This window comes from Novosphingobium sp. AAP93, assembly GCF_001296055.1.
Taxonomy (GTDB): domain Bacteria; phylum Pseudomonadota; class Alphaproteobacteria; order Sphingomonadales; family Sphingomonadaceae; genus Novosphingobium.
On record NZ_LJHZ01000125.1, the window covers coordinates 1 to 19,409 of the forward strand.

Consider the following 19,409-nt stretch of genomic DNA (forward strand, 5'->3'; position numbering starts at 1 on the left):
CCCCGGAATACACCATCGCCTACACCGGAAATTACACCACGAGCGCGGACGCTAGCCGTCGTGCAGCCAGTCTGATCGACTTATCCCACTCGCGCACAGGCGGGGGCAGGGTCACGGCAGGGGAACGCCCGACAGACGCTTTGTGGCCGGCTATTGTCCGACGCCCGTAGTAAGACAGGGACAGCCCCAGACGCTCAATCGGTAATGCGGTATCCAACCCGCGCATCAGAGCTTGATCACCGACGTCCTTCAGGTCCTGCCTCCACCTGTGTGCGATCATCCAAATGGCTCCGGCTGGGCCGGTCGCTGGCGCACGCCCGCAGCGTTGACAGCGGACATCAGAGCGTAGGGTCGCCCTCAGTCGCTCAGCGGACATACGGTCTTACGACCAATGGGCAGGTTGAACGAATGAACCGCACCATCAAGGACGCGACCGTCAAGTGCTTCTACTACGAGACCCACGATCAGTTGCGCGAGCATCTCGCAAACTTCGTCGCGGCCTATAACTTCGCCAAGCGCCTCAAGACGCTCAAGGGCCTCACACCATACGAGTTCATCTGCAAATGCTGGACAAATGAAGCGCGCCGCTTCACATCAAATCCGCACCATCAAATCCCGGGCCCAAACATCAGCAGTAGTGTTTCTTAATGCTATTGATCTCAATATTCGGTCAAAAGCTCGACATTATCAAGATGAGCTTCCGCACGTGGGGGCAGCCAAAAAGTGAGTCGCCTCGCAGGGCATTGACGATCGACAATGACATCGCGACTCCAGGTATTCTGTTTTCCCGCGACGGCATTGCCTTCAACTGCGTCGCTCAGATCAAACGTGCAATTCAGTGATGTAAGGATTTGGCGTGCCTCCGTCAGCGGAGTTTCGGGAGTGCGCCAAACGAGGCGATAGCGGCCAGGTTTTAAAACTACGAGCTGGTTCAAGATGGGTAAGGTTCTAGTACTTCTGTTGGAGAGACTAAGGCTCTGCCCACCCGTTGCGTTTTTTAGAACTGCTATCTCGACGTCGCCCCGGTCGGATATCTGCCATGCAAAGCCGGTCGCTGGCTTCAGCATATCGAACTTCTCGAAGCCGCCATCATACACCAGGGACCCCGCAGAGCCGCAATTGAGTGCCCATACAGACTGCGCATCATCAAGCAGGTTCTGGGTAATCAACTTCTGGGCGAGCACTTCGGATGCTGCGCATTCCCAAACGCCCTTTCCCGTCCTGCGCATAAGATCGACGCGCTGAAGGAGCGCATCGGTGGGGAGGTCACGCAAGTCGTAGGCCATCGGCAGCGCCCATGGCGGCGCCAGCTTCAGCCGCTCGGCGAGTGCAGCGCGCCCCTCCGGTGTGGCGGCAACGGCGGCGAGGAAGCGGTCGCGGTTCTCGTCATCAGGCGTTTGCCTCAGCAACGCGTCAAGGCGTTCGGCAGCAACCCTGTAATTCTCATCCTGCAGTGCTTGATCGAGCCAGTAGATTTGGGTCATGGCATCGCGCCAGCCCAATTGACCCGAGACCTGGAATGCCTTCCGGGCTTCGAGCTGGTGCTGCGAAAACAGCTCCGCCCTGCCCAGGATCGACACGGCCTGCGCTGAAATTGGGTCCGACAGGATGGCTCTGCGTGCGTATCCAATCGCGCTGGCCGGACCGCTGCGCACAAACGCGATGGCGGCCTTCGCACGCGCTGCCCCGGTATCATAGGGCCAGCCCACCACACTGGGGGAATTGGGAAAATCGCGGCTTTGCCGGTCCGAACCGCTGAGCAGCGCGGCCACGGCAAGCAAAGCAAGTCCCGAGCCCCCTGCAAACGCACGGACACGGCTGAGAAGTCCGGAGTTTGCAGTCGTGGGCATCGGCTAGTTCGCCGCAGAGTTGCTATAATGGTAGTAATTGTACCCGTAGTACTCTGAGTAGCGGTTGCCGGCATCGTTCGGATCAAACTTAGTCAGTGCGGCACCAAGGATGTTGGTGCGCATGCTGCGCAAGCGCCTCAATGAAGCCTTGAGCGAACCGCGGCGGCTGCGGTCGGACTGGATGACGATCACCACGCCATCGACCAATGCGGCCATCAGCGGAGAGTCGGCTAGACCCAGGACTGGTGGGCTGTCGAGCAGCACAAGATCGAATTTTTCCGACAGTTCTTCGATCAGCTGTGTCATCCGCTTGGAGCTGATGAGTTCTGTGGGGCTTGGCGGAATCGGACCGGATGTGATGATCTTGAGGTGATCAACATCTGTATCGCGCAGGGCTTCCTCGACTGTGCTCTGTGCCGTGAGAATGCTAGTCACACCGAGCTCGTTTTCGCCGTTGAGCATTGGGATCGTGCGATGCAGCGCGGGTCTGCGCAAGTCGACATCGAGCAGGACCACGCTCCGCCCGAGGCGAGCGATACCCTTGGCGATAGCAAGGCTGGTGGTGGACTTGCCTTCCGAGGGCTGCGAGCTGGTGACCAGCAGGGTCTTGGGCAAGCCGGCTGCAGTGGAGTACAGCAGCGCGCTTCGCAGAGAGTTGTAGCCCTCGCTGATAGGCGACTTTGGATCCTCCATCGCCAGATTGATTTCGAGCTCCTGCGCAAGCGGGATGACGCCCAGAAGCGGCAACTGCAGTTTGCCTTCGACGTCCTCCGGCACTTTGACCGAGTCATCGAGAAGCGTGCGAAGGTAGATCACGATCGCGGACGAAATGATACCCAGCACCAGAGCAAGCAACAGATTGCGCAGCAAATTGGGTGAGCTCGGCCGGATCGGCGCGACAGCAGTATCAATGATTGCAATGTTGCTGGCGCTGATACCGGCCGCTGCATTGAGCTCCTTGTAGCGCTGCAGCAAACCTTCGTAGACTGTGCGGTTGGTATCAGCCTCGCGTTCGAGCAAGCGGTACTGCACGAGTTGATCCTGCTCGGCCAGCGAAGAACTCTTGAGCTCCGCGACTTGGCGCTTCAAGCTTTTCTCGGCATCCACGGCCGCGTCATACTGCTGCTTCACCGAAGCACGGATGCTGCGCGCAACATTCTGGATCTGTGCGTCAATCACGCCGACCTGCGCCTTGAGCTGCTGAACTGCCGGATAATCCTCAAGATGGTTGGCTCGCTGCTTCTCAAGCTCGGACATGTTGCGTGCACGCTCGGCAAGAAGCTGGGAGACCGCAGGGTTGGCCAGCACATCCGGCGAATCGAGCGGATTTCCTCGAGAGATCAGCGTCCAGCGCCCTTCCATGGCGATGCGGTTGGCCTGTGCCTGGTTGGCGGTAGAGTTAACTTCGAGCAGGCTGGTGGTTGTCACCGAACTGCCGACACGGCTACTCTGAGCTCCCGTCGATGCGTCGCGGTCGCGGATCAGCCCGGCGTCTCGTGCATATGCGTTGAGCTCTCGCTCAGAGCGCTCGAGCTTGGCACGCGCTTCCGCAAGCTGGCCCGAGATGAATTCGCGAGCATAGGCCGAGCTGTCGAAGCGGCGTTGCAGGTTGGTCTGGATGAATTCGGCGGCAAAGGCGTTTGCAATCTGCGCGGCGAGCTCCGGCTGGGTGCTCACGAAGCTCACTGTCGCGAGGCGCGTGTTGCGCGGCAAATCGACATCGCGCGCAGCCTCGATGGTCCGTATGGTCAGGTCTTTAACCTCGGCCCGGCTAAGATCGCCCGTCGGCTGGCGCACACCCATCGCGTCGTAGAACCGGGCATTGCCTACAAGGCGAAGCCGTTGAGCTACGCGTTCGGTGAGGGCGCGGCTTTTGAGAATATCGACCTGCGTCTGGAGGAAGCGTTCGGTGTCGGATGCGGCAACAACCGGATCCTGCAGTGTATCATCCTGCTTGCCGAGGATCTGCGCAGACTGGTCGTTGATCTGAAGCGTTGTCTGGGCCGTGTAGCGCAGCGTCTGGAGCATCGTGACAATCACGGCCAGGGCCAGCGAGGCTGCGACGATCGCACTGATGACGATAAGGTTTGCCCGGATGGTCGCGATGATTTCCCTGATATCGAACAAGGGCTTCCCGTCCGCATAGGGATCTATGTCCGCGTAGCTGCCATAGCCGCTATTGGTGGCAAGCTGCTCGGGGGCGAGGGCGAGGTCGGCTGAGCCGGGGCCTGATGTTATCTGCTGCACGGTACCGCCGAGGTTAGAAGCGAGTGAAGACGTTGAAGATGGGCGCTGCCCGCAGGAAGTCCTGATAACCGGACTTAACCTGCGAAAAGCCGACGACAACTACATCGCCGCCAAGGATTTGTGGATCGGGATCCCGGCCCGCACGAATGCGTCCAAGATCGAAACGGGCTGCCATGCGTTGGTTCTTGATGGTTCGGAAAACCACCACTTCATTAAGCTTGGCGATCCGTGTGGGGCTCTGCGCCAGCGCGATCGCGCCGAGCAGAGTCGTCTGGCTATCGACGGGATAGGAGCCCGCCTTAGTGACCTGGCCTTCTACCGTGACCACCTGATTGGTCTGTTCAACCACGTTGAGCGTGACGTCGGGATTGCGCAGGAAACGGGTGCCAAGTTTGGAAGCGATCAGGGTTGAAGCTTGAGCCGGGGTCAGTGCCGCTACGCGCACAGTACCGACGAGGGGAACCTGAATGAACCCCGCATCATCGACTGGGAGCTTCTCGAAGGTCAGGTCCGGCTCACCAAAAACCGAGAGCGAAACGACATCGCCTGGTGCGATCTGATACTCGCTCGGCGTCGTTGCCTGATCGATCGGAGGAATGAGCGCATATGCTGCATCCCGTGTGGGCAGCGCGCTGTACAGCTGTGACGAACAGGCGGTGAGGCTTGCACTGGCCAGCAGCATGAGAATAGCCGCGGATTTTTTCACTGTACTCTGGGCCCCTTGGCTATTTCGTGATCCAAACAAAACGGACGATGCCAGCTTATATTGCACAGTGCAACATGGCACGGCTCCCTGTAAATTCTAACGGTCATTGCCGATTTCGCTGCAGTGCAGCAGGCTCCATCAGGAATGCGACCGCCACTGCGGCCAGCATCGCGAGCGACATGCTGCGCATGGGATAGTCAACGATCGAATGCAGGGCTTCGACGGTCAGCAATCCGCACGCAAAAATGACCTGAGCACGCCGACTGGGGTTCGCCCCGGCCCGATGGGAAGCCATCAGTGAACGCACAACGAGGGCCAGGATGAGCAGAATGATCAGTGAGAGCACGATTAGCCCGGGCAGGCCGGCTTCGAGCGTCCATTCAAGCCAGTCATTGTGCGCCCGCACCGGCCGGGTCGGGTCAACAATGTCAAGCCGTTCTGCGGCCTCAAGCATGGGAACGATCGTGCCGATCCCGCTCCCGAAGGGCCAAGTCTGGCCAATGGAATACCAAGTATCGGCCCAAAGATCCCAACGGGCTTCCTTGGTCAGCGAAAAGCGGGTGAGGACTTTCTGGACTGATTGCAGTTGCAGAAGCAAGCCGCCCACTGCGATGACCGCAGCACCACCGCCGAGCAGGTAGACCGAGGAGATGCGTACCTTCAGCATCGGCCAAAGCATGACAGCGACAAGCAGCAGAGTTAGCATGGCAAGGCCGATGCCCGTGCGCGAACCGGTCATGAACAGGCCAAGGCCGAACGTGAACAGGCCGAGCAGCAGCGCCGCGAGGGTAAGGGGGTGGCGGCGACCATCCGCAAGCCGGGATGTGACAAGTACACCCATCGCAAGAATGCCAATGAGCAGAACGTCGGCTTCAGCGTTGCGATTGGCCTGAAAGCCCACGAGGAAGCCTTCGCTGAACTGACTGTACAGCGACCACTCAAAGCCGCCCGTATGAGAGAGTTGAAGGACACCGAGGACCAGCGAGGCGACGCCGCCGGTTACCATGACAACACAGAGCCACGACCGCCCTCTAAGCGAGAGGCGCGATACCTGCAGCATGAGCAGGACCGGGAAAGTCGTTGCAAGCAGGGATGCGAACGTGCGCGCCGGGGCCATAGTGAGCGGCATCCACGACTGATGAGCCTGAATCAGCGCGAGAGATTGGATCTCGACTGTTCGTCCTGGCAAGGCGTGCCAGATCGACGCTGGGAGCGGGATGAGTTGCATGACCGGGATCAGCAGGATGAGACCACCCAGCAACCAAGCAGGCGTTTGCACGCGCCCGAGGCCACGCTGCCAACCGACCGACATCACGAGCGGGATCATCAGCAGGGCGGTGAGCACCTGCAGCACCATCTCAGCCTGAGGATTGACTGTGCCACCACCGCCGAGAGTGAGGCCAAGTCCAAGGATGGCCATGCAAAGCGCAGTCCCCGGCAAAGGGCTGGTTCGCAATGGGGGCAAAGCGTCGGCGGTTCGACTCGTTGGGGTACGTCGCGCCTCGCCAGATCCGGTTACCGCCTGCACGCCTGACATGTCAGAACCCCCCTCGCAGACGGTCTAGGTATTGAACCTCCACGGGGCAACACACAAAGCCCGATCGGGGAGTCCCACATGCAGACAACCCACAGTAGCAAGAAAGCTGCGCACCAAATGCACTTATGATGAGGGCTCGCGAAGTCACCTTGGCGAGCCCTTCAGGATCGAAGCAGGCAATGGAAACAATCAACCGCCGTTGCTGTCGCTCGACTTCGTTGCTTCGTAGACGCCAACGCCGATTATGCCAGCAGCCAGAATACCGAGACCGACGTCGGTCCCGCTAACTTCACGCGATTCACGACCAGACGACGCAGTCGTGCGACGAACCTTGGTCTTCTTGACCGAGATGACGCCCGGAGTTGCCGCACCGGCGCGAACCGTTTCGGCGCAGGCGGTCGAGCTGGCGAAAACCACGCCAAGCGTAGCGGCACCGGCAATGGCGATCTTGAACATGCTCATAGTCCCACACTCCATTAACTTTACGGAAAGATGTTTAGTACGCTTTCGTGATTCGATCAACCCGAATGTTGCGTCGCGTGCAAGTTTATGTTGCATCTGCGAACACCAAAAACGTCGTGCTTTGAAGCACATTGACGGCTGGCGCGTTGCAAATCGACAAATCTGGCCGCTTTGTCGCGCCTGTGAAACGGCTCGCCTTAGAACGCCCGATCGTGAACCAGAACGGTGACGGTGGCAAAAATGATGCGGATGTCCCTGATCGCCGTCCATCCATCAAGATACTCAAGGTCTGCCTGCAAACGGCTGGTCAGATCGGACTCCGAGTCGGTTGCACCGCGAAGACCGCGAATCTGTGCAAGACCGGTGAGACCAGGCTTAAGTGAATGACGCAGCAAGTATCTAGGATCGACCTCCCAGAAGCGCTTCTGACCGGCCATCGACCCGATGGCATGCGGGCGAGGCCCGACGATGCTCATATCACCGCGTAGCACGTTGAAGATCTGCGGGAGCTCGTCGATACTCGTCTTGCGAATGAACCGCCCGATCCGCGTGATACGATCATCGTCCTTGCTGGCTGACCGCGATCCGGCGGCGTCGAGCTTCTCGACACGCATCGAGCGGAACTTGTAGATCCAGAAGAGCCGGTTGTTTCGGCCCTGACGCTGCTGCATGAAGAATATGGGGCCGCGATCCTCAAGCCAGATCAGCAAGGCGACAACGAGGAGCAGCGGTGCCAATACAACGGTTGCAGTGCCAGCGATCGCCAGATCCATGGTGCGTTTGGCAGCACGGGCCCTGACACCCAGCGGCCCAACCGAGACCACCAGCGAGCCAAAACCATGTCCGCGGCTTGCGCCAAGAACGCCGAGCTCCTGCACTTCCGGATCAACAATCTCGCCACATATATTGGAGCCCTTGAAGACAAGGGCCCAATCCTTGCGACGCTCCGGCGGGCAGGTCACAATGACTCTGTCCATGTTCGTCATGAACATGCCGAGCCGGTCCAGCATATGCGGATCGCTGCGATCTGGCCGCAACCGATGTTCGCGCGTATCGATATGCCACGCATACGGGACGCGTACGGGACTGCCGCCGTCATCGATCACCAGCACGTTTTGCGCCGTCGTTCCGCAGCCGGATCGGATCACGGGCCGAATGACAGCGCGTGCCCATGCCATGCCGCCAGCGACGACGACCAAACTTGCAACGGTCGATACGCGGGAAACCTGCTCGCTGGATTTGGTGAAGAAGGCAATGAAGAGCATCAGCGTTACTGCGGTTGCCATCGCCATCATGGAGCGTGATTGGCTGAACCGAAGCGATGTGAGCGCCTGGATCGAGTAGGTCCGGGTCATCAGCGCCGTGCCCCAATAAAGCGGCACATAGAGTTCGATCTGCTGGATGGTCTGCGGATCATTGGCATGACCCATGTAGAGTAGACTGACCAGCAGCAAAGAGCCGACGATCACCAGGCCATCGATGAGCAAAAGCAGCAGATACGCTTGCAGGCGGCGCTTCTCGAGCGACGGGGCAAGCGGCAGCTTGAGCTGGCGCTTCACGCCAGATGGTCCATCGCCCCCCGTACCGGTGAGCGACGCGACAGTATCTCTGTCTCGCTGCAACGTCGTCATCGTCAAAGCACCCTTTTGAACCGCTTGAGATCAGCGTTCCGGTTGTGCGACCCGGACAACAAAATGTCTTATAAGCAGATTCCTCGATATTGGTAGAAATGCTGCGTTGCAAAACGTACAACGTTATCGACCAAAATCAAGCGAGTCGGTGTGATCGCCGTCACAGCCGGTCTGACAGGAGCGGCAACTCGTCGGATGACTCAACGGGCCGCTGCGCGCGCAATCTCTGCAAGACCTTGAGATAAAATGGTTTCACCATTGCGGTTGTCCGCGAGAAGCTGGCAATGCAGGTTCATCAGCCGTTCAACGAGTCGGCCAAGCTTGCGCCCGCGCCACCGCCGGAGCTGCTGTGCGAGATCAGGCTTGTCCCGAAAGAATACACGCCGCGCCGCCATTTCCTGCTCAAGAAACGTATTGATATCGCTGCGTCCCCGCATCCGCCCTGCGAGTTGCGCAAGCTGTGCGGCACGGCGCTCAAACGCAAGAAGCAAGCCGACCGGGTTGAGTTCGAGCTCCTGCATGCGCGCCAATTCGGATGCAAGATGTGTTATGTCTCCAGCCAGTACGGTGTTGACCAAGGGCATGAAACTGTCGTCTTCGCTGACTGCAGCGATGGCATCAAGTGCTGCGGTATCAACCCGCCGTGGCGATTCTGGACTCGCATCGAGATAGAGCGCGAGCTTCTCAATCTCGCCGCGTGCCATGCGCGTGTCCAGCGCCGCGCCACGGGCAATGCGTTCGGCCAGTTCGTCGGTCAGCAGCAGACCAACCGGATCCGCCATTTCGCGCACAGCGAGGGTGACCGAGCGGAGATCTGGCGGATGGAACATGGTGACAAGTGCATCAGGCCGGTCTGCGAGCAGTTTGGCAATGCGTGACTTGTCGGTGGCCGAAGTGGCAAGGATGAAGACCGGCCAACCCTTGATTGGGCTGGCAATCAGGGTCTCGACCGCATCATGGATTTCATCGCCCGAACAGCGGACGTGGATTTGGCGCTTGTCGCCAAACAGAGAAACTGAACGCGCCTCATCGGCCAGCCGAACCGGATCCCGTCGCAGGTCTGCACCGGCCAGTTCGATGCGTTCGAACTGGCCTTGTTGCGCCGCAATGTGCGCAGAAAGCCGGGCTGCCGCATCTGCCGCGCCGGCCTCATCAGGACCACAGAAATAGAAGACCGTCGCATCCGCAGCGGCACGCGCAATCTGGCCGGCAAAGGTCTTCTGGGTCGCCTTCACGGCGCGCTCAGCCTGCCTTGCGCAGTTTCGTGGCGACGCGGGTCACGATCTGGTCGGCCACCTCATGGCTGAGGTTCTCAAGCGCGGTCTGTTCTGCCGCAATCACCGCGTACTCGCTCGAAACGATGTCGATGCCCGCATCGGCACCTGCTGTGGCGTCCAGCACGATTTCGCCACTCGTCAAATCGATCAGTTGATAGCGTGCCCTCAATGTCCGCCGCTCACGGGTTACCGCATCGTTGGACAGCAGGCCGAGGCCCTGGAGCTGCTCATCAAGACGCACGTCCAGCCGGTAACGGGGCGTAGTCTGCGTGCCAGCGCCCAGCCGATCGACCAGTGCGGCACGGACGAGCCAGCCCGCTTTGCCCTCGATGGATGTCACGTCCACGCCGGCCAGCGACTGCGCGACCTTGCCGCTGCCGCCGCCTGCGTACATCGGCTGTAGACCGCAACCGGCCAGCATCGCCAATGGCGCAAGGGCGGCCAGAAAAGCTTTATGCGACAAGGTTCACCAGCCGATCGGGCACCACGATCACCTTCTTCACTTCTGCCCCGTCCAGCGCACGCTGCACTTTGTCCGAGGCTAGAGCAAGCCGTTCGAGCTCTTCGCGTGCAGTGCCCTTGGCGACGGTCAGCGTGTCGCGCAGCTTGCCCTTGACCTGAACGGCGACCGTCACTTCGTCATCAACCAGCAGGGCAGGATCGACTTCGGGCCAGGCTGCATCGGCAACCAGCCCTTCGCCGAAGGTCGCATAGGCTTCTTCGGCAAGATGCGGCATCATCGGGGCAACCAGCAGCAATAGTGTGCGGATGGCGGCGGTACGGTCAGTCGAGGGCGCGGCCTTCTCGGTGGCACCAGTCAGTTCGTAGATGCGCGCCACGGCCTTGTTGAAGCCAAGTGCCTCGATGTCCTGTGCCACAGCATGGACGGTCTGATGCGTCTTGCGCCGCAGCGTGAGGTCATCACCCGATGCGGCTGCATCGGCTGCACCGAACAGGCGCCACAGTCGCTGGACAAAGCGCCAGCAGCCCTCGATCCCGGCTTCCGACCACGGCAGATCGCGCTCGGGCGGGCTGTCCGACAGCATGAACCAGCGGATTGCGTCGGCGCCATACTTGGCCACGATCTCGTCGGGGTCGACAACGTTCTTCTTCGACTTCGACATCTTGATAACGCGGCCGATCTCCACCGGCGCACCGTCGGCCTTCAGTGTTGCGCCATCCGCCGTGCGCTCGACCTCGTGCGGCGAGAAATACACCGGCTGACCGTTCTCTGGATTGCGCCGTTCGTAGGTCTCGTGGGTCACCATCCCTTGCGTGAACAGGCTGGCGAAAGGCTCCTTCACCTCGACCTTGCCGATCCGGGCAAGCGCCCGAGTCCAGAAACGGGCATAGAGCAGGTGCAGGATCGCATGTTCGATGCCGCCGATATACTGCTCGACCGGCAGCCACTTCCTGATCGCTTCCGCATCAAACGGCGCGTCACCGGGCTGGCTGGCAAAGCGCAGGAAGTACCACGACGAGTCGACGAAAGTATCCAGCGTGTCGGTCTCGCGCCGGGCTGCGTGGCCGCACTGCGGACAATCGACATGTTTCCACGTCGGGTGACGGTCGAGCGGGTTGCCCGGTACATCAAACGTCACGTCCTCGGGCAATACGACCGGTAAGTGCTTCTTGGGCACCGGCACAACACCGCAGATCTCGCAGTGAATGAACGGGATCGGCGTGCCCCAGTAGCGCTGACGGCTCACGCCCCAGTCGCGCAGGCGCCAAACGGTCTTGCCCTCGCCCCAACCTTCGGCCTCTGCGCGGGCAATCACGGCGGCCTTGGCCGCGGTCACGTCCATGCCGTCGAGGAAGCGCGAGTTTACCAGCTTGCCGGGGCCGGTATAGGCCTCATTGCCCTCGAATACGGGATCGGTCTTGTCACCATCGGCGACGACGCGGGTGACCGGCAGACCATACTTGCGCGCGAAATCGATGTCGCGCTGGTCATGCGCGGGGCACCCGAACACTGCGCCCGTGCCGTAGTCCATCAGCACGAAGTTTGCGATATAGACCGGCAGCTCCCAGCTTTCATCGAGCGGGTGCACAACCTTGAGGCCGGTATCAAAGCCCAGCTTCTCCGCCGTTTCCAACTCGGCAGCCGTAGTGCCACCTTGCTTGCACTTTGCGATGAAGTTTTCGGCCTCGGGCGAGTCCTTCGCAATCGCCTGCGCGATCGGGTGATCGGCAGCAATGGCGATAAAGCTGGCGCCGAACAGCGTGTCCGGCCGGGTCGAATAGACCTCGATGTCCTCGGTCAGCGGCGCCACCGGCTTGAAACAGAACTGCAGGCCTTGCGACTTGCCGATCCAGTTCTCCTGCATCGTGCGGACTTTCTCGGGCCACTTGTCGAGGCCGGAGAGCCCTTCGAGCAGTTCGTCGGCAAACTCGGTGATCTTGAGGAACCACTGGCTGAGCTTGCGCTTCTCGACCAGCGCGCCGGAGCGCCAGCCGCGTCCGTCGATCACCTGTTCATTGGCAAGCACGGTCATGTCGACCGGATCCCAGTTCACGGTCGATTCCTTGCGGGTGACAAGGCCCGCTGCGTAGAGGTCGAGGAACAGCGCCTGCTCGTGGCCGTAGTACTCTGGCTCGCAGGTCGCCAGCTCGCGGCTCCAGTCGAGCGCGAAGCCGAGGCGCTTCAGCTGTGCCTTCATATTGGCGATGTTGGCGCGGGTCCAGCCGCCTGGATGGACACCCTTTTCCATAGCGGCGTTCTCGGCCGGCATGCCGAAGGCGTCCCAGCCCATCGGGTGAAGCACCTCGAACCCGCGCATGCGCTTGTAGCGCGCGAGCACGTCGCCCATCGTGTAGTTGCGCACATGGCCGATGTGAATGCGCCCCGACGGATAGGGGAACATCTCCAGCACATAGCTGCGTGGGCGAGGTGAGGTGTCGTCAGCCCGGAAGGTCTGGCGTTCGTCCCAAGTACTCTGCCAGCGCAGATCAGCGGTGGCAGGGTCGAAGCGCGAGGTTTCCGGGCGGACGGGTTCTTGGCGGTCGGCAGTCATGCCGCCCCCTCTAGGGAGCGGCGCGGAACCGTGCAACTGTCAGGCGAGCGCAGACCTGTCCGGAAATCAGCCGTTGACCAGCGTTTGGCGGCGCAGATCGCGCGCTTTGGTCAGGATGATGTCTTCCAGCTTCTGTACTGTGGCGGCCTGAACCGGAGCATCGACCCAGTTGCCAGCCTGGCTGACCTGCCGGCTTGCAGCGATCCTCAGCGCATCGGCGCGCAGATCCTGATCGAGGATCGAAACGGTCAGCTTCATCCGCTCGCCCGGATTGAGGGGGTTTGCGTACCAGTCGGTAACCACCACGCCGCCGTTGCTGTCGGTCTGCAGCAGCGGCATGAATGAGAGGGTTTCGAGCGTTGCGCGCCACAGATAGGCGTTGACGCCGATCGTGGTCACCTTGCTGGCAGCCAGGTCCAGCTTGGGGCGAGCCTTGTGACTGCATCCTGCGACCAGCCCGGTGGTAGCGATGATGAGCATGCCGGCTGCGACACTCCGGGCGATAGACGAAGAAGAGCGGAGGCGTGTCGTCACGTGCATACTGTCCTTGCTGGCAAACGCTTTAGCGGCCTCGCCGCGCGTCCTGCCTTGTGAAATCTGCGCCGGTTAGACGCCTTGCGAATGCGCTCTATCACCCCCGCGCTCCGCGCCGCAAGGGCGTTGCAATGAATGGCGCATTGGCGCTTGGGCAAACATGAACGACATGGGCGCGGTCGGCTGCGAGGCGGTCGCCTGTGGGCTGGGTGCAACAGGTTGGCCAAGACCGCTACAAGCTGATCAGAAAATCGTTGTGCTACTGGAAATTATCCTGAATGCACCGTATGTCACACGTACAGAGCGTGCTTGCAGATTCGCTGATTTGGCTATCTGCACGGTGCGGCAAAGGGAAAGTCAGTGCAGGCCATGAGTGGCAAGACGATCAAAGGAGGCAATTCGCGCGGAATTTTCCGTGCGCGCGTGCTGCCATTGGTCGGATGCGCATTGCTTGGCATGGTCGCGGCACCAGCCCTTGGTAGCGCACTCACCGGTGGCCTCGTCTCGTCACCGGTAAGCCTGTCTGCTCGCGGCGGCATTGGTTCCTTCACGCCGGCGTCGGTCGATCCCAAGCTTGTTTCGGAAATCACTGCGCAGATTCAGGGGCGCACCCCGGGGCATGGACGGCTGTTTCGTTTTACGCCAGCCGGTATGGACAATCGTCCTGATCGCGCTGTGACCGTAGCGGTGCGTGTCAGCGAAATCGGCACGCAGAACCTTGTCGTCCGCTCCTCGCTTTCGGCAGGGGCAAGTGCACCGGGCGTTGCTCCGGTTCGGATCGCGCCGATGGTGTACAACCTTGGTCTCGCTCGTGGCTACCAGAGCTTTGCGGCAGCCCCGGGCATTTCGCGTGAGACCGCGCGCTTCGATATCCAGCGACTCGAAATGCCTGACCTGCGCGCCATCGGCCGCAAGGACAGCTTCGCGGCATCTTCGCCCGCTCCTTCGTCACGGCTTGCTCCGCGGATCGAACTCGACACGCGTGACCATGTTGGCCACGCTCCGCGGACGTACGAGGGCCAGAACGATTATCAGGTCGATCTCGGTGGTAGCTATCGCCTGACGCGGAACCTGGATGTCACCGCCGGCGTGCGGTACTCGCCGGAACGCGATCGGCTTCGTCCGCTGACCGATGGCAAGAAAGACAGCCAGGCTGTCTACGTCGGAACCCAGTTCCGGTTTTAATTGCTTTAGCTTCGAACCTTTACGGTGCAGTCGTATGACTGCGGCCTAAGCGCTTGTCCGTCAGCCGCCTTGCGACTACCCTTCGCATCATCGACCGGAGAGGGAGACGATGATGACGCGCGTTGCAGTGGTTACCGGGGGTACTCGGGGTATCGGTGAAGCCATTTCCCTCGCACTTCAGGCGCAGGGGCGCACTGTTGTCGCCAATTATGCCGGCAACGAGGAAAAGGCGCGTGCGTTTACGGAAAGAACCGGAATCGCGTCTTATCGCTGGGACGTCGGCGATCACGAATCGACACTGGCCATGTGTGCCAAGATTGCCGAGGATGTCGGTCCGATCGATATTGTCGTCAACAATGCCGGCATCACGCGCGACGGTGTACTTCACAAGATGAGCTTTGAAGACTGGAACGAGGTAATGCGCATCAACCTCGGCGGCTGCTTCAACATGGCCAAGGCCACCTTCCCCGGTATGCGCGAGCGCGGCTGGGGCCGCATCGTCAACATCGGTTCGATCAACGGGCAGGCAGGCCAGTATGGCCAGGTCAACTATGCTGCGGCCAAATCCGGCATCCATGGCTTCACCAAGGCGCTGGCGCAGGAAGGCGCCAAGTATGGCGTGACCGTGAATGCCATCGCGCCAGGCTATATCGACACCGATATGGTGGCTGCGGTGCCCGCGCCGGTGCTGGAGAAGATTGTCGCCAAGATTCCGGTTGGCCGCCTCGGCCAGGCTGACGAGATCGCGCGCGGCGTTGCGTTCCTGACCTCGGAGGATGGCGCTTTCGTGACCGGCTCGACCATGAGCATCAACGGCGGCCAGCATATGTACTGAGGGGTGCATGCCCCGCCCCTTCCGGAGCGGGGCACCACCGTTGGGTTAATCGACCGTGATGCCCGCAACCTTCCAGCCCTCGACGTCGGAGACGATCTGAAGCGTTTCGGTTACGCTGCTTTTGTTGCTGTAGCGGGCCTTGAAAGTGATCACCCAGTAGCCATTGGGCGGTGCAGCGGTGAAATCCACTGCTGCAAGTTCGCGCGATATCGGCCGCCCGACCCGTGCGCGCACGGATTGTGACGCCTGACCCCACCATTCGACGGTGTTGAGCAGCTGAAACGACTTGTGGGTAGCCTGCCAACCCGCAGTCCAATCGTCCCGATCGAGCATCGCAAGGAACCGCCGTGCCGCATCGGTTGCCGCAGCTTCGCTGGCTGAAGCAGGCGCGACCGGTACCGAGACGCTCGTTGATGGTGCAACCATGCGAACATTTCCAGTCGGAGCAGGGGAGCCGGACTGTGTTAGCATGGCGAGCAGGGCAAGACTGATCAACATCACAGTTCCTCCGACGATCCACCCAGCCCGGCGCCAACCGCCAGCGCTTCGGGTCGTCTGCCCCGCGGGGTGCGCGCTTGTCGTCGGGCCATCATCCCCGATTGCCTTGTCCCACGATTTTTCGGGGGTCTGTCCTTCGATCTGGTGCAGCAAGCGCGCAGCTTCGCGGCTGCTCGACACGGACATCTTGCGGCGGGTATCGCGCAGCCTTTCGTGAATGGTATGGACTGAAAGACCCAACTCGCGCGCAATGGACTTCGCATCATGGCCGTTCAGCAGCAGCCGCAGCGTCTCTTTCTCCTTCTCGGTAAGCGCGTCATAGCCTGCGGTCATCCGGGGGATGTACGGAGGCGGGCTCTTGCGGGCCACCCCAAATAATTCGTATCCCCAGGCATGCCAGCGCCTTACCACCCCCCGGTCAAGCGATCGGTCGAGATCGCCGGTCACAAGACATCAATCAGCCTTGAACCTCTGTTCTGGGATTTGTTGCGCGATGCCGCTCTGCAAGAAGCCGTCCCCATCAACGCCATCGTCGCCCGCATCGATGCCGAACGGATAACGGCTGAAGTACCGCCCGGGCTGGCAGGCGCGGTCCGACTTTGGCTGGCCGCGCGTCTTGCCGCATCGGGCGGGCGGTCCGACGCAGACTGAACCGTGGTCTATCCCCGTTCATTCTGCATTCTGACACAATCAGCCCTAATCAACGGGTCATGCTTCGTCCGGGAGAACCATTGATGCGCCGTAGCCTTTTTGCCGTCACCATGTTAGCCACGCTTGCGGCTGCCACATTGCCCGAAACAGCCGATGCGCGTCGGCACACCAACCGTACATACCGCGTCTGTCGGCATTCGAGCGGCACTGCCGGCCTGATCGCAGGTGGCGCGGGTGGCGCCCTTGTCGGCAAGGCAGTTCTGGGCGGCCCGGTCGGGATCGTTGCCGGCGCTGTCGGCGGCGCCTTTGCCGGTCGCGCCATCGACCGTACGCTCACCGCGAAAAAGCGCTGCCGCCGCGTCTGACGTCAGCTGATCGGTAACAGAGAGAGCGCAAGACTGGTGGCGGCGCAGATCGCCATAGCCGTCACAATTCCGCGCTTCAGGCCAAACAGCAGCACCGCCGCTTGAGCCGCGATCAGGGCTGCCCGCCAATCGAGGCTGGCGAGGTCAGGCAGTCCAGACTCCGCAACGCGCCGGAACAGCACGTGCAAGGCGAACCAAAGCGCGAGGTTGGCGATAACGCCGACGACCGCCGCAGTAATCGCTGCCAGTGCGCCCTGAAGTCGCTCGGCACGCTCCAGCCGTTCCATCCATGGCGCGCAAGCGAAGATCCACAAGAAGCAAGGGGCGAAAGTAACCCAAGTGGTGAGACCGGCCCCGAGTAGCCCCGCCATCAACGGCGAAAGCCCGCCCGGATGGCGCCACGCGGCGATGAAACCGACAAACTGGGTGACCATGATCAGCGGGCCTGGCGTCGTTTCGGCGAGGCCGAGGCCATCGGCCATCTCGCCCGGGGTGAGCCAGCCAAACCCGCTCACCGTAGCCTGGGCCATATAGGCTAGCACGGCATAGGCCCCGCCAAAGGTCACTACCGCAAGCCGTGAGAAGAACAGGCCGATCGGCCAGAGGATATGCTGCGGACCGAGGATGAGGAATACTGCTGCCAGTGGGAGCCCCCAGATCGCGAGCCACAAGGCCACCGTGCGGACCGTCAGGCCGACAAGCTGACGCGCGGGCGCGAGAGGGCCGTCCGCGGCTGTAGCATGATGCTCTCCCAGCCATTGCGGTGCCCAAAGTGCTGCCGCTGCGCCGATCAGGCCAGCGGTCACGATCACGATCGGGAATGGGGTGTGCAGCAAGGTGAGTGCTAGGGCGGCAACTACAGCGAGCATAAGCTTGAAGCGCGTCCCCAAGGCCCGCCTCGCCACCCGCAGAAGGGCCTGCATCACAACCGCCAGCACTGCCGCCTTGATTCCGAGGAACAGCGCTGCAAACCAGCCAGGTCCGGACGCTGCGACATAGAGCAGAGAAAGCGCCAGCATGATGGCCGCACCGGGGAGTACGAAGAGCAGCCCCGCGATCAGCCCGCCGCGCACGCCATGCAGGCGCCAGCCGATCCATGTCGCCAACTGCTGCGCTTCCGGGCCGGGCAGAAGATGGCAGAGATTGAGCGCTCGCAGGAATGCGCCCTGCTCGACCCATCCACGCTCCTCGACCAATTCGCGCTGCATCAGTGCGATTTGCCCGGCAGGTCCGCCGAAACTGAGACAACCGATCCGCGCGAAAACCCGGGTCAGCTCTGTCAGCGTGGGCCCTGGCATCAGTCGCCGCCGACGCGCTCCACGTCCGCGCCGATCAATGCGAACTTCTCCTCAAGCCGCTCATAACCGCGATCAAGGTGATAGAGACGGTGGACCTGCGACTCGCCTTCGGCGGCAAGGCCTGCGATGACCAGGCTCATCGAAGCACGCAGGTCGGTTGCCATGACTTCGGCGCCGTGCAGCTTGCTGACGCCGTGGACGATTGCGGTGCGGCCCTTCGTCTCAATATGCGCGCCCATCCGGTTGAGTTCGGGCACATGCATATAGCGGTTTTCGAAGATGGTCTCGGTAAGCACACTCGAACCATTGGCGAGGCAGAGCATCGCCATGAGCTGTGCCTGCATGTCGGTGGCAAGGCCGGGATACGGCGCGGTTGAGAGCGTGACCGGGCGCAACGGGCCTTCGCTGGCGACGCGCAGGCCGCCGCGCACCTGCTCGACCAGAACACCTGCATCACGCAGCGCCTGGATCGTTGAGGCCATGTCTTCGGCGCGCGCGCCGGCGAGTGTGATATCACCGCCAGTGATCGCGGCAGCGCAGGCATAGCTCCCTGCCTCGATGCGGTCGGGCATGACCATATAGGTCGCGCCATGAAGCCGGTTCACACCGTGGATGGTAATGTCGGATGTGCCGATGCCTTCGATCTGCGCGCCCATCGCGACGAGCAGGTTGCACAGGTCGACAATTTCAGGCTCGCGCGCCGCATTGTGCAGCGTGCTGGTGCCGCGTGCGAGGACGGCCGCCATAAGCGCATTCTCGGTTGCGCCGACCGATACGATCGGGAAGCTATAGTCACCTCCCGGCAGCCCGCCATCCGGCGCAATCGCCCGGACGTAGCCCGCCGCCAGTTCGATCTGCGCGCCGAAGGCTTCAAGGGCCTTGAGATGCAGGTCGATCGGCCGGTTGCCGATGGCGCAGCCTCCGGGGAGCGAAACCGTCGCTTCACCCGCGCGGGATAGCAGCGGGCCAAGGACCAGAATCGAGGCACGCATCTTGCGCACAAGATCGTAAGGCGCGACCGTCGAAGTGAGGCGGGTGGCCTGCAGCGTCATCACACGGCCAAAGTCCTCCGGACGGGCCCCGGCAATGGAGGTCGAAACGCCGAACTGGTTTAGCAGGTGCTGGAAGCCATCGATATCCGCGAGGCGCGGCAGATTGCGCAGCGTCACCGGCTCTTCGGTCAGGAGTGCGCAAGGCAGCAGTGTCAGTGCAGCATTCTTTGCGCCCGAGACTGGAACTGTGCCGGAAAGGCGATTGCCGCCGCGAATGATGATCTTGTCCATCGCGGTCGTTTAGCTTGTTTGCCAATTGGCGCAACA

The 19,409-nt window shown here is 61.4% G+C and carries 17 protein-coding genes and 1 pseudogene; 5 read left to right on the plus strand and 13 right to left on the minus strand.

The features are described 5' to 3' along the window. Positions 1 to 387 precede the first annotated feature (387 nt). Positions 388 to 648: pseudogene (locus tag IP83_RS18040) on the plus strand (integrase core domain-containing protein); the annotation flags it as partial. An 11-nt stretch (positions 649 to 659) separates the two neighbouring features. Here the strand turns inward: IP83_RS18040 and IP83_RS18045 are convergent. The 10 genes from IP83_RS18045 to IP83_RS18090 form a co-directional block, all read right to left on the minus strand. Then, complete coding sequence (locus IP83_RS18045; protein ID WP_156309846.1) at positions 660 to 1,772, minus strand: hypothetical protein; 1,113 nt, start codon at positions 1,770 to 1,772, stop codon at positions 660 to 662. Between the two features lie 81 nt (positions 1,773 to 1,853). Further along, on the minus strand, positions 1,854 to 4,097 hold the full coding sequence (locus IP83_RS18050; RefSeq protein ID WP_231625116.1) for a polysaccharide biosynthesis tyrosine autokinase: 2,244 nt from the start codon (positions 4,095 to 4,097) through the stop codon (positions 1,854 to 1,856). 13 nt (positions 4,098 to 4,110) lie between these two features. Continuing rightward, a complete protein-coding gene (locus tag IP83_RS18055; protein ID WP_054123629.1) occupies positions 4,111 to 4,803 on the minus strand; it encodes a polysaccharide biosynthesis/export family protein in 693 nt (230 codons plus the stop codon). Between the two features lie 103 nt (positions 4,804 to 4,906). Next, positions 4,907 to 6,223 (minus strand): O-antigen ligase family protein, encoded by a 1,317-nt coding sequence (locus tag IP83_RS18060; protein WP_054123630.1) that lies wholly within the window; start codon positions 6,221 to 6,223, stop codon positions 4,907 to 4,909. Positions 6,224 to 6,529: 306 nt separating this feature from the next. Continuing rightward, positions 6,530 to 6,796: a hypothetical protein gene (locus IP83_RS18065; RefSeq protein WP_156309848.1), complete on the minus strand. Its 267-nt coding sequence runs from the start codon at positions 6,794 to 6,796 to the stop codon at positions 6,530 to 6,532. A 203-nt stretch (positions 6,797 to 6,999) separates the two neighbouring features. Continuing rightward, positions 7,000 to 8,361 carry a sugar transferase gene (locus IP83_RS20985; RefSeq protein WP_231625117.1) on the minus strand — a complete coding sequence of 454 codons (1,362 nt, stop codon included), beginning with the start codon at positions 8,359 to 8,361 and terminating at the stop codon, positions 7,000 to 7,002. A gap of 272 nt (positions 8,362 to 8,633) precedes the next feature. Next, on the minus strand, positions 8,634 to 9,668 hold the full coding sequence (gene holA, locus IP83_RS18075) for a DNA polymerase III subunit delta (protein WP_054123632.1): 1,035 nt from the start codon (positions 9,666 to 9,668) through the stop codon (positions 8,634 to 8,636). Positions 9,669 to 9,675: 7 nt separating this feature from the next. Then, positions 9,676 to 10,131 carry an LPS assembly lipoprotein LptE gene (gene lptE / locus IP83_RS18080; protein WP_054123633.1) on the minus strand — a complete coding sequence of 152 codons (456 nt, stop codon included), beginning with the start codon at positions 10,129 to 10,131 and terminating at the stop codon, positions 9,676 to 9,678. Between the two features lie 31 nt (positions 10,132 to 10,162). After that, complete coding sequence (leuS, locus tag IP83_RS18085; RefSeq protein WP_054123634.1) at positions 10,163 to 12,724, minus strand: leucine--tRNA ligase; 2,562 nt, start codon at positions 12,722 to 12,724, stop codon at positions 10,163 to 10,165. 66 nt (positions 12,725 to 12,790) lie between these two features. Further along, positions 12,791 to 13,204: a DUF3576 domain-containing protein gene (locus IP83_RS18090; RefSeq protein WP_231625124.1), complete on the minus strand. Its 414-nt coding sequence runs from the start codon at positions 13,202 to 13,204 to the stop codon at positions 12,791 to 12,793. A 423-nt stretch (positions 13,205 to 13,627) separates the two neighbouring features. Here IP83_RS18090 and IP83_RS18095 point away from each other — a divergent pair, with 423 nt between their 5' ends. Both IP83_RS18095 and phbB read left to right on the plus strand, forming a co-directional pair. Beyond that, entirely contained in the window at positions 13,628 to 14,443 is an 816-nt protein-coding gene (locus tag IP83_RS18095; protein WP_231625118.1) for a hypothetical protein, read from the plus strand. Between the two features lie 112 nt (positions 14,444 to 14,555). Then, on the plus strand, positions 14,556 to 15,278 hold the full coding sequence (gene phbB / locus IP83_RS18100; RefSeq protein ID WP_054123661.1) for an acetoacetyl-CoA reductase: 723 nt from the start codon (positions 14,556 to 14,558) through the stop codon (positions 15,276 to 15,278). Positions 15,279 to 15,323: 45 nt separating this feature from the next. Here phbB and IP83_RS18105 read toward each other — a convergent pair whose 3' ends face one another. Beyond that, positions 15,324 to 16,109, minus strand: a complete 786-nt coding sequence (locus IP83_RS18105) for a DUF4019 domain-containing protein (RefSeq protein ID WP_054123636.1) — start codon at positions 16,107 to 16,109, stop codon at positions 15,324 to 15,326. Positions 16,110 to 16,169: 60 nt separating this feature from the next. Between IP83_RS18105 and IP83_RS18110 the strand changes: the two genes are divergently transcribed. Further along, entirely contained in the window at positions 16,170 to 16,427 is a 258-nt protein-coding gene (locus IP83_RS18110) for a ribbon-helix-helix domain-containing protein (protein ID WP_054123637.1), read from the plus strand. Positions 16,428 to 16,510: 83 nt separating this feature from the next. Continuing rightward, complete coding sequence (locus IP83_RS18115; protein WP_054123638.1) at positions 16,511 to 16,792, plus strand: hypothetical protein; 282 nt, start codon at positions 16,511 to 16,513, stop codon at positions 16,790 to 16,792. 2 nt (positions 16,793 to 16,794) lie between these two features. On the opposite strand, the gene chrA is transcribed toward IP83_RS18115, so the two are convergent. Both chrA and murA read right to left on the minus strand, forming a co-directional pair. Next, complete coding sequence (chrA, locus tag IP83_RS18120; protein WP_054123639.1) at positions 16,795 to 18,090, minus strand: chromate efflux transporter; 1,296 nt, start codon at positions 18,088 to 18,090, stop codon at positions 16,795 to 16,797. Continuing rightward, a complete protein-coding gene (murA, locus tag IP83_RS18125; RefSeq protein WP_054123640.1) occupies positions 18,090 to 19,373 on the minus strand; it encodes a UDP-N-acetylglucosamine 1-carboxyvinyltransferase in 1,284 nt (427 codons plus the stop codon). The genes chrA and murA overlap by 1 nt, the downstream gene beginning before the upstream one ends. Positions 19,374 to 19,409 lie beyond the last annotated feature (36 nt).

Bases quoted from the DNA above. Each gene is read 5' to 3' on its own strand.
- IP83_RS18060 (WP_054123630.1), bottom strand. From the start codon at position 6,223: ATGGCCATCCTTGGACTTGGCCTCACTCTCGGCGGTGGTGGCACAGTC.
- IP83_RS18065 (WP_156309848.1), bottom strand. From the start codon at position 6,796: ATGTTCAAGATCGCCATTGCCGGTGCCGCTACGCTTGGCGTGGTTTTC.
- lptE (WP_054123633.1), bottom strand. From the start codon at position 10,131: ATGCTGGCCGGTTGCGGTCTACAGCCGATGTACGCAGGCGGCGGCAGC.
- leuS (WP_054123634.1), bottom strand. From the start codon at position 12,724: ATGACTGCCGACCGCCAAGAACCCGTCCGCCCGGAAACCTCGCGCTTC.
- IP83_RS18090 (WP_231625124.1), bottom strand. From the start codon at position 13,204: ATGCTCATCATCGCTACCACCGGGCTGGTCGCAGGATGCAGTCACAAG.
- IP83_RS18095 (WP_231625118.1), top strand. From the start codon at position 13,628: ATGAGTGGCAAGACGATCAAAGGAGGCAATTCGCGCGGAATTTTCCGT.
- phbB (WP_054123661.1), top strand. From the start codon at position 14,556: ATGACGCGCGTTGCAGTGGTTACCGGGGGTACTCGGGGTATCGGTGAA.
- IP83_RS18105 (WP_054123636.1), bottom strand. From the start codon at position 16,109: ATGACCGCAGGCTATGACGCGCTTACCGAGAAGGAGAAAGAGACGCTG.
- IP83_RS18110 (WP_054123637.1), top strand. From the start codon at position 16,170: ATGCCAGCGCCTTACCACCCCCCGGTCAAGCGATCGGTCGAGATCGCC.
- IP83_RS18115 (WP_054123638.1), top strand. From the start codon at position 16,511: ATGCGCCGTAGCCTTTTTGCCGTCACCATGTTAGCCACGCTTGCGGCT.
- chrA (WP_054123639.1), bottom strand. From the start codon at position 18,090: ATGCCAGGGCCCACGCTGACAGAGCTGACCCGGGTTTTCGCGCGGATC.
- murA (WP_054123640.1), bottom strand. From the start codon at position 19,373: ATGGACAAGATCATCATTCGCGGCGGCAATCGCCTTTCCGGCACAGTT.